The organism is Pelagerythrobacter sp. (assembly GCF_041912895.1).
Lineage (GTDB): Bacteria > Pseudomonadota > Alphaproteobacteria > Sphingomonadales > Sphingomonadaceae > Pelagerythrobacter.
The window spans coordinates 769,130-782,666 of record NZ_JAYSGI010000001.1; the positions used below are offsets into that span (position 1 = coordinate 769,130).

Annotated in this window: 9 protein-coding genes; 6 read left to right on the plus strand and 3 right to left on the minus strand. The window is 67.5% G+C overall.

What is annotated here, in order from left to right; all coding sequences use genetic code 11:
• Positions 1 to 62 precede the first annotated feature (62 nt).
• Genes ACE3QC_RS03885 through ACE3QC_RS03895 form a run of 3 tightly spaced genes read left to right on the plus strand, consistent with a single transcriptional unit; the run spans position 63 to position 6,759 of the window.
• Positions 63 to 2,291 carry an autotransporter assembly complex family protein gene (locus tag ACE3QC_RS03885; RefSeq protein WP_374406638.1) on the plus strand — a complete coding sequence of 743 codons (2,229 nt, stop codon included), beginning with the start codon at positions 63 to 65 and terminating at the stop codon, positions 2,289 to 2,291.
• A complete protein-coding gene (locus ACE3QC_RS03890) occupies positions 2,291 to 6,538 on the plus strand; it encodes a translocation/assembly module TamB domain-containing protein (RefSeq protein WP_374405793.1) in 4,248 nt (1,415 codons plus the stop codon). Before ACE3QC_RS03885 ends, ACE3QC_RS03890 begins: the two co-directional genes overlap by 1 nt.
• A complete protein-coding gene (locus tag ACE3QC_RS03895; RefSeq protein ID WP_374405794.1) occupies positions 6,538 to 6,759 on the plus strand; it encodes a hypothetical protein in 222 nt (73 codons plus the stop codon). Before ACE3QC_RS03890 ends, ACE3QC_RS03895 begins: the two co-directional genes overlap by 1 nt.
• Here the strand turns inward: ACE3QC_RS03895 and ACE3QC_RS03900 are convergent.
• Positions 6,743 to 7,570, minus strand: coding sequence for an alpha/beta hydrolase (locus ACE3QC_RS03900; RefSeq protein ID WP_374405795.1), 828 nt, complete (start codon positions 7,568 to 7,570; stop codon positions 6,743 to 6,745). The genes ACE3QC_RS03895 and ACE3QC_RS03900 overlap by 17 nt on opposite strands.
• A gap of 173 nt (positions 7,571 to 7,743) precedes the next feature.
• On the opposite strand from ACE3QC_RS03900, the gene ACE3QC_RS03905 reads away from it, so the two are divergent.
• Positions 7,744 to 8,829, plus strand: a complete 1,086-nt coding sequence (locus ACE3QC_RS03905; RefSeq protein WP_374405796.1) for an ABC transporter substrate-binding protein — start codon at positions 7,744 to 7,746, stop codon at positions 8,827 to 8,829.
• Between the two features lie 22 nt (positions 8,830 to 8,851).
• Positions 8,852 to 10,273, plus strand: coding sequence for a YncE family protein (locus tag ACE3QC_RS03910; RefSeq protein ID WP_374405797.1), 1,422 nt, complete (start codon positions 8,852 to 8,854; stop codon positions 10,271 to 10,273).
• A 56-nt stretch (positions 10,274 to 10,329) separates the two neighbouring features.
• Here the strand turns inward: ACE3QC_RS03910 and ACE3QC_RS03915 are convergent, their stop codons facing one another.
• Positions 10,330 to 11,130, minus strand: a complete 801-nt coding sequence (locus ACE3QC_RS03915; protein ID WP_374405798.1) for an ABC transporter ATP-binding protein — start codon at positions 11,128 to 11,130, stop codon at positions 10,330 to 10,332.
• Positions 11,127 to 12,119: a FecCD family ABC transporter permease gene (locus ACE3QC_RS03920; RefSeq protein WP_374405799.1), complete on the minus strand. Its 993-nt coding sequence runs from the start codon at positions 12,117 to 12,119 to the stop codon at positions 11,127 to 11,129. Before ACE3QC_RS03920 ends, ACE3QC_RS03915 begins: the two co-directional genes overlap by 4 nt.
• Positions 12,120 to 12,350: 231 nt before the next feature.
• On the opposite strand from ACE3QC_RS03920, the gene ACE3QC_RS03925 reads away from it, so the two are divergent.
• Positions 12,351 to 13,523 carry an amidohydrolase gene (locus tag ACE3QC_RS03925; protein WP_374405800.1) on the plus strand — a complete coding sequence of 391 codons (1,173 nt, stop codon included), beginning with the start codon at positions 12,351 to 12,353 and terminating at the stop codon, positions 13,521 to 13,523.
• Positions 13,524 to 13,537: the final 14 nt, after the last annotated feature.

The following is a 13,537-nucleotide window of genomic DNA, read 5'->3' on the forward strand; positions in this document are numbered from 1 at the left end:
CCGGCTTTGGTGCCGTTCACTGGCGAGCGCTCGGTGCTGGCACCGCGCTCTGGCTGGTGACGATGTCGCATGCCGCGCTTGCGCAGACGGTCGAGGAAACGGGCACGCAGGAACCAACGGCCGAAGTGCAGGTGCCGGCGCCACCCACCGACATCGATCTTCCCGAGGTCGAACCCGTGATCACCGACGAGGAGTTCGACGAAGCGATCCCCGAGATCGATGTCGAAGACGACCCGGCGCTTGAAGGGCCGCTCGAATCGATCGCCGATTTCGAACGCCGCATAGCCGCCGAGCAGGGCGATGCCCTGCCCACCGAAGATCAGGCACCGCCGCTCGGCGATCCGGCGCTGGCCGATGGCGACACGGCCGAGGAGATCGGCGACGCGCCGGTCCGCGATGCCGAGCTTGCCGCCCCACTTCCGCCGCTGGGCGAATTCGATGTCGAGCCGGTCGAATTCGCGGAGCAGGCGGACGATCAGGAAGCGGTCGAGGTCGCCTATACCGTCCAGGTCAACGGGCTCGACGAAGTGGACGAGGAGGCGGATACCGCCCTCGCCGACATGTTCGACGACCTTTCGGCGCTCGGCGAAGGCGATGGCGAGGCGGCCAATGTGGCGCAAGTCGCCGCGCGGCTGACCGAAGACAGCGCGCTGTTGCAGCGCATTCTCGCCGCGGAAGGCTGGTATCAAGCGAGTGTCGCTACCCGGATTGACCGTTCGGAAGGCGAAGGCGGGCAGCCGCTGACCGCCGTGCTCGACGTCGTGCCGGGGCAGCGGTTCGTGTTCTCCGGCATCGTCATCGATGCCGATCCGACCGAGCCGCCTGGCCTCATCCGCGACAACCTCGCGCTGCAGGTCGGCGAGCCGATCGTTGCCGAACGGGTGCAAGGCGCCGAGGCGCGCGTCGCCGTTACATTGCCGGAAAACGGTTATCCTTTCGCCGAGGTCGGCCAGCGCGATATCCTGCTCGATCAGGACAGCGGCGACGGTATCTATACGCTGCCGATCGAAACGGGGCCGCGTTCGCGCTTCGGCGCGATCGAGACCACCGGCGACCTGGCGTTCGATGCCGAACACGTCGAGGTGCTCTCCCGCTTCGAGCGCGGCGAGCTCTACGACAGCCGCGATGTCGACGATCTTCGCCAGGCGCTGGTCGCGACGGGATTGTTCAACACCGTTTCGGTGACGCCGCAGCCGAGCGGCGAACCGGCGGGCGACGGCACCGAATATGCGACCATTCTGGTGGAGCAGGAAGCCGGGCCGCCGCGTACCATCGCAGGCAGCGCCGGATACGGCACCGGTCAGGGCTTCCGCGTGGAAGGAAGCTGGACGCATCGCAATCTCTTCCCACCCGAAGGCGCGCTGATCGGCCACGCCATCGCGGGGACGCAGGAACAGGGCGCCGGCGTGACCTTCCGCCGGTCGAACGCGGGTCAGCGCGATCGCACGTTCCAGCTGCGCGCGGAGGCCTTGCACTCGGATTACGATGCCTACGAGGCGTTCACCGGGCAGATTTCCGCCCTCATCAGCTACGATTCGACGCCGATCTGGCAGAAGCCGATCACCTATGCCTACGGCGTCCGGCTGATCGGCACGAACGAGCAGGATTACGATTTCGCCACCGAAGAACTCGATCGGCGGACGTTCTTCATCGGCGGACTGACGGGCCAGATCGGGCTGGACCAGACCGACAGTCTGCTCGATGCGACCAAGGGTTTCCGCCTGACGGCACTGATCGAACCCGAAGGTTCGCTGCAAGACGGGTTCACCCCCTATGTCCGCGCGCGACTGGACGGTTCGGCGTATTTCTCGCCGACCGATTCGATCGTGCTCGCCGGCAGGGTCAGGCTGGGGACGATCCAGGGTATCGACCGCTTCGACCTGGCCCCTTCCCGCCGGTTCTACGCCGGCGGCGGCGGATCGGTGCGCGGCTTCGGCTATCAGGAACTCGGGCCGAAGGTGCAACTCGACAATCCCGATTTCGACCCGACCGATCCCGAAGAGGAAGACGATCCGTTCATCTTCCGCCCGATCGGCGGCCGCAGCCTCAACGAAGCCGCGGCCGAGATCCGCTATCGCTTCGGCAATTTCGGGGTGGTCGGTTTCGTCGATGCCGGCCAGGTTTATGAAGACAGCCTGCCGCAATTTTCCGACATCCGCTTCGGCGCAGGCATCGGTGGCCGCTTCTATACCAATTTCGGGCCCTTGCGGCTCGACCTTGCGATGCCGCTCGATCGCCAGCCGGGCGAGAGCCGCTTCGCGGTCTACGTTTCGATCGGCCAGGCGTTCTGATGGCCGAGGAACCCGAGACGACGCCGGTGGAGGGCTTCGAACACGAGCCGTCGCATATCGACGAACCGCGGCGGCACCTTGGCCGAAAGCTGGGGAAATGGGGTGCGGGTGTCGTGGGCGGGATCGTCCTGCTCATCGGGGCCGCACTGCTCCTTCTCGATACGGGCCCCGGCCATCGCTTCGTCGCCAATCAGATTGAAGCGCTCGAATTCGAAAACGGCATGGCGATCGGCGTCGGCCGGATCGACGGCTCGATATATGGCGAGATGGTGATCCGCGATCTCAGCATTGCCGATCCGCGCGGCCGGTTCCTGACCGCCCCGGAAATTCGCCTCGACTGGCGCCCCTTCGCCTTCATCGGCAGCCACCTCGACATCCGTTCGTTGACAGCCGAGCGGGCGACCTTGTTGCGGCTGCCCGAATTCAACGAGACCCCGCCGTCCAACGAGCCGCTGCTGCCCGATCTCGACATCGACGTCGACGAATTCCGCATCAACGATTTCGTGGTCGAGGCTGCGGTCAGCGGCGAACGGCGCGTGGTCAGCTTCGCCGGGAACGCGCATATCGCCGATCGCCGGGCGCAGGTGGCGTTGAACGGCCGGACGATATCCGGCCGGGGCCAGGCGGGCGGCGACCGTATCGCGCTCACGCTCGACGCGGTGCCGGAGGACAACCGCCTCGATCTCGATCTCGAACTCGATGCGCCGGGCGACGGGGTGATCGCCGCCATGGCCGGGCTCACCGATCCGCTGTTGGTGCGCCTCAAGGGCGTCGGCGATTGGGCCGCGTGGAACGGGGGGCTGAACGCAAACCTCGCGGGAAGCGAATTCGCTCGCCTGCGGATCGCGGCGCGCGACGGCGCCTTCACGGTTCGCGGCCCCACCCGGGTCGCGCGCATGTTCGAAGGGCCGACCGCGGCCTTGCTCGGCCCGGTGCTCGACATCGATATGACCGCCCGGCTGGACGAGCGTCGGGCCGTCCTGCAAGGCGGGCTGTCGAGCGACGCCTTCCGGCTCGATACCGAAGGCGTCGTCGATCTGGGCGAGAGCGCCTTCGACGACCTGCGGCTCGGCTTCGTGCTCCTGCGCCCCTCGGCACTGGCGGAGAACCTCTCCGGCAGCGGCCTGCGCGGGCAACTTACGATCGACGGAGACTTCGCCACGCCCGGCGTTGCCTACACGCTCAACGCCGACCGCCTGACGATGAACGACATGGGGCTGCAGGATCTGTCGGTCAGCGGTGCGGCGGAAGTCGACGCCGAGCGCATCCTCGTTCCGGTCCAGGCCCGCGTGGGGCGCATTACCGGGCTCGACACGGTGGCCGGCGGTTCGCTGGCGAACGTTCGGTTGAACGGCGATATCGCGATCGAGGGCCCGCGGATTCTCTCGGACAACATGCGTATCCGTTCCGATCGCATCAATGCCAACGTGGTCCTTCTCGCCGACACCTCCACCGGCCTTTACACCGGTGCGATCGACGGGCGGATCGACAACTACCGGGTCGAGAGCGTCGGGATCTTCGACGTCGAAACCGATATCGATCTGGAAACCGAGCGATCCGGCTTCGCGCTGGTCGGACGTGTCAGCGCGCGATCGACGAGCTTGTTCAACGAAGGGGTGCGCGATTTCCTCGGCGGCAATCTCGTCGCCTCGGCCGATGTCGGCTACGGCGGCGATGGCGTCGCGCGCTTCCGCAACCTCCGCCTGAGGGCGCCACTGGTGCGGATCACCGGCGGATCGGGCAGCTATGCGCCCAACGGAAACATCGCTTTCAATGCCGATGGGGTGACCGAGCAATACGGCGCGGTCGGCGTGCGCGTGGCGGGCACGATCGCCGATCCGCGCGCGACGATAACCGCCGAGCGCCCCGATCTCGGCATCGGCCTCGCCAATTTGCGGGCCGGTATCACCGGAGCGCCGAACGGCTACCGGCTCGAAGCCACCGGCGATACCGACTACGGCCCGCTGACCGCCGACGTCGTGCTGGGCATGGGGGATCAGCTCACGCTCGATATCAACAGCGCGAACCTGGCGGGCATCGATTTCGCCGGTTCGCTGCGGCAGACGAGCGCCGGGCCGTTCGCCGGTCGCCTCACCGCCAACGGCCAGGGCATGGGCGGCGTCGTGCGCCTCGATGCCGAGGGGCAATATCAGCAGGCGCTGGTCAATCTACGCGCGCGCAACACCGTATTGCCCGGCCCCGCCCAGCTGTCGATCGGATCGGCGATCGTCGATGCGCGGGTCGTTCTCTACGACACCCCCTACGTGGTCGCCGACGCGCAGGTATCGCAGCTGCGCATGGGCAGCCTGAACCTGACCGCGGCGCGTGCGGTGGTCGATTACCGCGATGGCCAGGGGCAAGCCAAGGTGCTGGCCGAAGGTGTGAGCGGCGTGCCCTTCCGCGTCGCCGCCAATGCCCGGCTGACCCCCGATCTGTGGCGGGTCTCGCTGCAAGGCCGGGCGCGGGGAATCGCCTTCAGGACGACCAGCCCGGCGCGGATCGTGCCCGGCGACGAGGGCTACGAACTGCTCCCCACGCGGATCGATTTCGGCCAGGGCAATATCCGGCTCGCGGGCACCTATGGCGATGGCATGCGGTTGCAGAGCCGGCTGGACAATGTCGACGTCGCGCTGATGAACGCCTTCGTGCCCGGCCTCGGCGTAGGCGGCAGCGCCAGCGGCAGTTTCGATTTCGCGCAGGCGAATCCCGCAGTCTTCCCCCGCGCCGACGCCCGCATGCGCATCGACAACTTCACCCGCACCACGGCGGTGTCGGTCAGCCAACCGATCGACATCAACTTCGTCGGCAAGCTGCTGGCCGACGGCGGCGAGGCGCGCGCAGTGATGCGCCGGCGCGGCACGGTGATCGGCCGGATGACGGCATCGCTCCGCCCGCTTCCCGCGCGTTCCGGCTCATGGACCACACGCATGCTCGCCGCGCCGCTGTCGGGCGGCATCCGCTACAATGGCCCGGCCGACACGCTGTTCTCGTTCGCGGGGCAGCCCGATCAGCGGCTGTCGGGCCAGATCGGCCTTGCCGCCGACTTTTCCGGGCGGGTGCAGCAACCGCAGCTCAACGGCGTGATCCGGGCGAACGATCTCACCTACGAGAACCAGACCTTCGGCACGCGCCTGTCCAACATGGCGATCCGCGGACAGTTCACCGGCGACAGGCTGGAACTCGAGCGCCTGACCGCGACGGCGGGCGACGGCACCGTCGGCGCGCAGGGCTTCGTCAGCCTCGCTTCGGATCGCGGCTACCCGATGGACCTCTCGGTCGAACTCGACGATGCGAACCTGGCGCAAAGCGACGCGCTCGCGGCGACCGCCACCGGCCAGCTGCGGTTGAGCAAGGCCGCGGGCGAAACGGCGCTGCTGTCCGGGCAACTTCAACTGCCGGAGACGCGCTACCAGATCATCCGCCAGGGCGCGGCCGAAGTGCCCGAACTGTCGGGTGTCCGCTTCAAGCCGCCCGTGGGGCCCCAGCGTATAACGGGCGACGAGCCGGTTCAGGCGTCGGCGGGCCTGTTCGAACTCGTGCGGCTCGACATATCGCTCGATTCGCCCGAACAGCTCTACGTTTCCGGCATGGGGCTGGAGAGCGAATGGAGCGCCGACTTGAGGCTGGCAGGCACGAGCGCCGCGCCGCGGGTGACGGGCAGTGTAGAACTCGTCCGCGGCACGCTGGGCTTCGCCGGGCGCTCGTTCGAACTGACAGAGGGGCTCGTGCGCTTCACCGGAGGGGCGACGATCGATCCGGTCATCACGATGGTCGCCACCGAGGATATCGAGGACGTTACCGTCAACGTGAACGTATCCGGCCGGGCGATGGACCCGCAGATCGCGTTCTCCAGCGTGCCGGGCCTCCCGCAGGACGAAATCCTCGCGCGCATCCTGTTCGGCAGCTCGATCGGCAACCTGTCGACGCTGCAGGCGGTCCAGCTCGCCGCGTCGCTGAATTCGCTGCGCGGATCGGGCGGCGGGCTCAACCCGCTCGGCAAGCTGCGCTCGGCAACGGGGGTCGACCGGCTTCGCATTCTGGGTTCCGACGAGACGCAGGGCAGAGGCACCGCGCTTGCCGCGGGCCAGTACCTCACTGACGACATCTACGTGGAGTTCATTACCGATGCGCGCGGCTTCACCGCCACGCAACTCGAAGTCAGCCTCACGCCGGCGCTGTCGATCCTGAGCCAGGCCGGCGGTTCGGGCACCACCAACGTCAACGTCCGCTATCGGAAGAACTACTGATGCGCGGCGCCGTGCTCGCGCTGTCGATCTGTGTCGCTCTCACCGGATGCAAGCGCGAGCCGACCTTCGAGGAGCGTTACGACAAGGCCGAACAGGATATTCGCGAAACCGCCCGGGAGATCGATCGGGAACTGGCCGATCCGGCAGGAGCACCCGCCGAAGGCACTCGTGCGAGCGACAAGGCGCGCCCGGCTCCGCCGGAGACTAGGAAACGAACCTGAGAACCCGCGGCATCGCCGCGGTGACGATCGAGGCGTGATCCTCTCCATCGAGCACATGGACCTCGGCCCCGCGACCACCTTCCCGTCGATTGAGAATTTCGCCCAGTTCGACCGCGCTGCCGATCATTCGGCGAGATCGCCTACGCTCGAGTATTCGATCGCGACCGGGATCGTGGAATTGCCGCGGCGCCAGCGCTTCCTCCCATTCTCCGACGCACAGCAGGGTGCGGGGATCGATCGCTTCGGCCCCACGGAAGGTTTCGAGAAGGCTGAACCCGTCCCACCATAGCGACGGGCTGAGCGCGATGTGGCGGTCGAACAGACCGGGGCGGCTGCACATCGTCCACAGCGCGAAATACCCTGCCAGCGAATGCCCGAGCAGCATCTGCCGATCCTGGTTCACCCGCATCAGGTCATGCGCGAAGGGCAGCAATTCCTCCGCCAGAAAATCGAGGAACCGTCCCGCGCCGTGCTCGGTCGTGTTTCCGCCCTCGCCTAGCGGCGTGGTGTAGTCGCGCTTGCGGGTATCGACGTCCGATCCGTTCGCCGAGGACACGCCGACGATCGCGATCTCGCGGGCGCCGGTGGCATCCGTCCGCCGCGCCATGCGCCGCATCGTTTCCACGCATGTCGCGAAGCACGTATCGCTGTCGAGCAAGACGAGAAGCGGCCAGCCATCCGCGGGCGGTTCGCCCTCCGGCCGCGCGATGTGGACGCGATATCGGTCGCCGACATGGTGGCTGTCCAGGGTCATCACCCTGCACCCGGCGATCTCGAACGGTGTGCCGTTATCGGATCGGGCCGCTTGCATCGTCAAATATCCTATTGCACTTTACAATCATTCGCAATTAGCCGAAGGCTGCCCGCGTTCCACGAGATGAATGGATAGCGATTCCGGTGTTCGGAGCAAATGCGAGTTCTCAAAGCCGTGATCGAGCCGCCAGCCTTTGGCGCGTGATCCTGTATTGCGCTCTCGCATTCGCGATGGTGACGCTCGCGGCTTGCGACCGGCGTGACGGCACGGTTGCGCAGCAGTCGGCGCTGCAACTGACCGACATAAAGGGGCGCACCGTCTCGGTGCCCGGTCCGGTGTCGAAAATCGCGATCGACGACAGCCGCTATCTCGTCGCGCTGTCGCTGATCCATCCTGATCCGGTGTCCTTGCTTTCCGCCTGGGCGCACGACGACAACCGCCTCGGCGCGGAAGGTTACGCGCAGTTCCTGAAAGCGTCGCCGGAACTCGCGGACCTGCCCAGGATCGCGAGCTCGGCGGAAAACTTCGACGTCGAATCCATCATCGCCGCGCGCCCCGACGTGGCGGTTCTGTCGGTCGAAAGCGGAGTGACCGACGCGCAGATCGAGCGGGTCGAGGGCGCCGGCATCCCCGTGGTGGTGCTCGATTTCTTCGCCGATCCGCTCGACGATCTCGCGCCGAGCCTCGAAATCCTCGGCAAGTTGGTCGGCCGCGAGGAACAGGCGCGCGAATTCCTCGCGTTCCGCAAGCAGCGGATGGACGCCATCGCGCGCCGCGTCGCCGAGCTTCCCGAAGCGGAGCGCACGCTCGTCTTCCTCGAGGCGCACGCCGGGAGCAGCCCGGATTGCTGCAATTCGCCCGGGCGCGGCAACGCCAGCGATTATCTGCAATTCGTGGGTGGCCACAACATCGGGGCGGACGCGCTGTCGCAATCGTCGGGCAAGCTCAATCTCGAATACGTCATCTCGCGCGATCCCGCCGTCTATATCGCGACGGGCGGTCCGCATCTCGCGGCGCGCGGCGGGTTCGTGGTCGGCCCGGGCTACAGCGAGCAGGATGCGCGTGAATCCCTGCGCAAGGTGGCGGCACGGCGCGGGATCGCCGATCTGACGGCGGTGCGCGAAGGCCGCATCTACGGTTTTTCGCACCAATTGCTCAATTCGCCGCTCGATATCGTCGCGATCGAGACGTTCGCGAAGTGGCTGCATCCGCAAGTGTTCGCCGATCTGGCGCCCGACCAGACACTCGCCACCCTCAATTCGCGCTTCCTCGCCGTCCCCTACGACGGGGCATACTGGGTTTCGCTGAAAGAATAGTTCGTCAAAACAGGAGATTATCGTGCGCATTACCCGATCGAGTTCCGCCGCTGTCCTGATGGGCCTGATGCTCGCCGCCTCGCCGATCGCGGTCGGCAGCGCCGCCGCGCAGCAGGCATTCGGCGAAGTCGCCAAGGCCGCGGATGCGAGCGTCTCCTTCGATTCCGCTGAGGACGGCGCACCGATCGTGGCCGGTAGCCAGGTCGAGGTGTCGGGCAGCGGGTTCCAGCCGGGGCAGCAGGTCACCCTCGCCTACGGGCCGACGACGCTGACCGCGCAGCCGCTGACGGCCGATACCGAAGGCGCGGTGACCGGCGCCTTCGCGCTCCCGGCCGATGCCGTCGTGGGCGTCCACCCGATCGTGGTCACGACCGGCGCGCCCTATTACGCCACCATCGCGGAGCTGAAGGTCTCGCCCGATATCCCGCTGTCGGGCGAAGATGCGTTCGATCTGACCGTGTCCGAGCCCGCGCGCGGCCTCTACCAGACGGTCTACAGCCCGAAGAGCGGGGCGATCTATGCCGCGTCTGCGGTGGGCCGCCCGCCGGTCAAGCAGTCTGAAATCGTCAAGCTGGACGCCGATACGCTGAAAGTGCTGGCGCGGGTCAGCCCCGCCGCCGCGCCGCAGCGCCAGGGCCGCGACGGAACAATGGGCGATGGCGGGCTGTTCGCGGTCTACGGGATCGCGGTGGACGACAGCAAGGATACCGTGTGGGTCACGAATACGCGGCAGGATACGGTGGCGGTCTATCGCCAATCGGACCTCGGCCTGATCAAGCAGTTCGCCCCGGGCACCGTCGCCCACTCGCGTGACGTTCGCGTGGACGAGGAACTGGGCAAGGCCTACGCCACCGCCACCTTCACGCCTGAAGTCGTGGTGTTCAACACCGCTGACAACACCGAAGCCAAGCGGATCACGATCGCTTCGAACAAGCGGCGCGAGGAATTCGGCGTCGCGAGCCTTTCGCTCGATCCCGAAGCGCACAAGCTCTACGTCGCGGGCCTCGGCACGTCCGAGGTCGCGGTGATCGACACCAATACCGACGAAGTGCTGCACGTCTTCCCGGTGCCCGGCGCGCGCGGCACGATCGGCGTCTCGCATGATCCGCAGACGGGACGCATCTACGTCGCCTCGCAGGGCAGCGACAACCTGGTGGTGCTCGATGGCGAGACGGGCGCGGTGATCGCCGACACCCCGGTCGGTGCAGGGGCGCTGAACGTGGTGTTCGACCCGGCATCGCGGCAGGCCTTCGTCGCCAACCGCGGGTCGAACACGGTGACCGTGACCGATGCCGACGGCAAGATCGTCGCCAACCTCGGCCCCGCGCCGCGCGCCAACCACGTCGCGCTGGGGCCGAACGGATCGGTGATCGCGGTCGACAAGTCCGCCGGCACGCGTGACGCGGAGTCCGACCAGCTTCTGCGGATCGTCCCCGCGAACTGACGCGCGCAGACGAATGAAACCGAAAGGGCGGCCCCGCGCGGGTCGCCCTTTTTCGTTCAGTTCGGGGTTTCGAGAATATCGTCGATCGCGATGTTGAGGCCTCGCCCCGCGGGTTCGACCCGAGCGGAAACCTGATAGACCTCGGCCAGCCGCTCGGCTGTAATCGCCTCGGCAGGCGGCCCCTCCGCCGCCACGCGTCCGCCGGACAGCAGCACCACGCTGTCCGACCAGCGCGCCGCCATCGCCAGATCGTGCAGCACCATGATGACGATCATCCCGCTGCCCTCGGCGATTTCGCGGACCAGCTTCATCACGCGAAGCTGGTAATGCAGGTCGAGCGCGCTGATCGGCTCGTCCAGCAGCAGAACGCGGGGCGCGCGAACGAGCGCCTGCGCGAGCGAGGCAAGCTGGCGCTGCCCGCCCGACAGGTGGCCGAGTTCGCGCATCGCGAGGTGGCCGATACCGACCCGGTCCAGCGTCTCCAGCGCGGCTTCGGCCAGCCGCTGCACCGAAGCGCCCGCGTGATCGCTGGACGAGGCGCGAAGCGCGCTGATCGTCGCTTCGATCACGCTCAACCCGATGCGCTGGGGCAGGTTCTGCGGCATGTAGCCGACCAGCTCGGCATGATCGGCCAGCGGCAGGCCCAGCAGTTCGACGTCGCCGAGCCGCACCGAGCCCTGCGCGGGCTGAAGCCCGGCCAGCGCGCGCAGCAGCGTGGTCTTGCCCGCCGCGTTGGGTCCAAGCAGCGAGATGATCCGCCCCGGCGCCACCGGCCCGAGATCGACGCCATCGACCACCACCTTGCCGCCATACCCGGCGGAGAGGCCGTGAACGGCAAGTTTCCCGCTTTCGGTCATACCCGGTCCGGCCGGCGCAGGATCAGCGCGAGGAAGATCGGCACGCCGATCATCGAGGTCACGATGCCCACCGGCAGCAGCACGCCGGGCACCAGCAGCTTGCTGGCGACCGAGGCGAGCGACATGATGAGCGCGCCGGTGAGGATCGAGGCGGGTAGCAGAAAGCGGTGATCTTCCCCCAGCAAGAGCCGCGCGATATGCGGGCCGACGAGGCCGACGAAACCGATCGTGCCGACGAACGCGACCGACGTGCCCGCCAGGGCGCTGATGCGCAGTAGCGAGAAGAACCGCAGCCGCCGCACGTCGATCCCGAAGCTGCGCGCGCGGTCTTCGCCCAGCCGCATCGCCGTCATCGCATTGGCCGCCCGCAGCGAGAAAGGGAAGGTCACCGCGCACACCACCGCGAGGACGGCCACGCTGTCCCACGTCGCGCGGCCCAGCGCGCCCATCGTCCAGAATACGAGTTGCGACAACGCCTCCTGCGAGGCGACGAACTGCAGCAGAGCCACCGCCGCGTTGAAGGTGAAGACGAGCGCGATGCCGAACAGGATCACCCCTTGCGTGCCCGCCGCGCGGCTGCGCGCCAGCGCCTCCAGCAGCAGCACCGATCCGAACGCGAAGATGAAGGCGTTGACCGGCACGATCCAATCGTTCGTCAGCCCCGGCAAACCGAAGCCGAGCACAATGCCCAGCGCCGCGCCGAACGACGCAGCGGATGAGACGCCGAGGGTGAACGGGCTGGCCAGCGGATTGTCGAGGATCGTCTGCATCTCGGCCCCCGCCAGCGAGAGTGCCGCGCCGACGAGCAGCGCCATCAGCGCCATCGGCAGGCGCACCTCGCGGATGATGGTGACGGCGGGGAGATCGAGCGCGCCAGGGAAGAACAACCCGTTGAACACGTCACGCAGAGGCAGGGCCGAAGGGCCGGTCGAGATATCGAGCGCGAGCGCGAACAGGCTCGCCGCCAGCAGCACGACGAGCAACAGCACGCGCTTGCGCACGAGGCGGGTGTAAGCGCCGATCGTGGCGGCGCGCGTGTCGCGTTCTGAAAACGGAGCGGAACCCAGCTTCGGTCTCCCGGGAGGATACGGCAGGGGCTGGAAACCCCGGCGATTTCTGGCAAAGCGGTTGGCGAACGGGCCATGGCAAGTCAAGCGAAGGACTCGCATTAGCATCTGTCCTTGCCTACCATAAATCTCTCACCAGCATCCGGAATGCCCATGAACGATATGTCGTCCGCCCCCGTACTTACCCCCGGTCTCGCCGACGCGATGACCGGCTGGCGGCGCGAACTGCACCAGCATCCCGAACTCGCGCACGAAGAGCGCTGGACGGCGGATTTCGTGCACGCGAGGCTGCGCGAATTCGGCCTCGATCCGGTGGCGGTCGGCGGCACGGGCGTGGTCGCGGTGATCGACAGCGGGCAGCCCGGCCCCTCGGTCGCGCTGCGCGCCGATATCGACGCGCTGCCGATGGACGACCGCAGCGGACGCGACTACGCCTCGCGCCATGCGGGCGTCGCCCATGCCTGCGGGCACGACGGGCACACAGCGGCACTTCTGGGCACCGCGCGGCACCTCGCCGCCCATCCGCCGCGCACGGGCCGTGTGGTGCTGATCTTCCAGCCGGCGGAGGAGAACGGCAAGGGCGCGCGCGCGATGATCGACGACGGCCTGCTCGAACGGTTCGCGTTCGACGAGGTCTACGGCTTCCACAACATGCCGCTGCTCGATCCGGGGCAGGCGGGCGTGCGCGCCGGGCCGGTGCTGAACGGCTATATCGTTTGGCGCATCGCGGTGACGGGGGTCGGCGGGCATGGCGCCGCGTTCTACAAGGCGGTCGATCCATTGCAGGCGGCGGCGCGGCTGGCGGTGGAGATTTCCTCGATCGTCGGGCGCTATGTCGATCCGGCGGAGGCCGCGCTGATCAACGTCGCCTCGCTCCAGGCCGGGACCAACCATAACATCATCGCTGACAGCGCGAGCCTTTCGGGCACCCTGCGCGCGCTCAAGCCCGAGGTGCAGGCGCTGCTGTTCGAGCGGCTCGAGCGGGCCTGCGCCGGGATCGCCGCGATGACGGGATGCGAAGTGGCGTGCGAGAAGCTCGCCGAGGTTCCGCCATGCGTCAACGCGCCGGAGGCCGCCGCCCATGCCACGCACGCCTGCGCCGCCGTGGTAGGCGATGGCGGCATCGTCGCGGACCACCCGGCTTATCCATTCACCGACGATATGGCACTGCTGCTCAACGCCGCGCCGGGCGCGTACCTGTTCCTCGGGCAGGACAGCGTGATGTGCCACAACCCCGAATACGATTTCGACGATGCGTTGCTGCCGGTCGCGGCGGGCATCTTCGTCCAACTAGTAACTGACCGGCTGGGCTTGACCGCAAGCTGAAACCGCCCTCCCCT

Coding starts and splice junctions, on each gene's coding strand:
- ACE3QC_RS03885 (WP_374406638.1), top strand. CDS start 63: ATGTCGCATGCCGCGCTTGCGCAGACGGTCGAGGAAACGGGCACGCAG.
- ACE3QC_RS03890 (WP_374405793.1), top strand. CDS start 2,291: ATGGCCGAGGAACCCGAGACGACGCCGGTGGAGGGCTTCGAACACGAG.
- ACE3QC_RS03895 (WP_374405794.1), top strand. CDS start 6,538: ATGCGCGGCGCCGTGCTCGCGCTGTCGATCTGTGTCGCTCTCACCGGA.
- ACE3QC_RS03900 (WP_374405795.1), bottom strand. CDS start 7,570: ATGCAAGCGGCCCGATCCGATAACGGCACACCGTTCGAGATCGCCGGG.
- ACE3QC_RS03905 (WP_374405796.1), top strand. CDS start 7,744: ATGGTGACGCTCGCGGCTTGCGACCGGCGTGACGGCACGGTTGCGCAG.
- ACE3QC_RS03915 (WP_374405798.1), bottom strand. CDS start 11,130: ATGACCGAAAGCGGGAAACTTGCCGTTCACGGCCTCTCCGCCGGGTAT.
- ACE3QC_RS03925 (WP_374405800.1), top strand. CDS start 12,351: ATGAACGATATGTCGTCCGCCCCCGTACTTACCCCCGGTCTCGCCGAC.